The 537-nt window shown below is 60.9% G+C and carries 1 pseudogene; it reads left to right on the top strand.

What is annotated here, in order from left to right:
* A pseudogene (locus AC5SEO_RS26915) lies at window positions 1-537 on the top strand (Ti-type conjugative transfer relaxase TraA); the annotation flags it as partial.

The raw sequence follows: 537 nt of genomic DNA, 5'->3' as shown, positions 1-537 counted from the left end.
TGCTTGGCACGGTCGAGCATGTGGAGCCGGGCAAGATCATCGCCCGGCTCGATGGCCGAGGTGGCGACAGTGTCAGCATTCCCATGGACAGCTATCAGGCCATCGACCACGGCTATGCGACGACGATCCATAAAAACCAGGGGGCGACGGTGGATCGCGCTTTTGTGCTGGCGTCGAGTACCATGGATCGGCATCTGACCTATGTTGCCATGACCAGGCACCGCGACAGCGTGCAGCTCTATGCAAACAGCCAGGAGTTCGCCAATGCGGGCCGGCTGGTTGATCACGGCATTGCGTCCTACGAGCATAATCCGCAATCACGCGACAGCTATTTTGTGACGCTGGAGAATGACAAGGGCGAGCGGCGCACAGTGTGGGGCGTCGATCTCAAGCGGGCCATGCGAGATGCATCGCCAAAGATCGGGGACAGGATTGGACTGCAGCATGAAGGCGCCACGCCTGTTACGCTTCCGGATGGCACCCAGGCCGAGCGCAATGCGTGGCGTGTCGTCAAGGGTGACGCGTTGGCGTACGAGC

It is taken from the genome of Agrobacterium sp. K11, assembly GCF_059429395.1.
The sequence above is the reverse complement of the archived record's forward strand: the minus strand, read 5'-3'. Positions and strand labels throughout refer to the sequence as shown.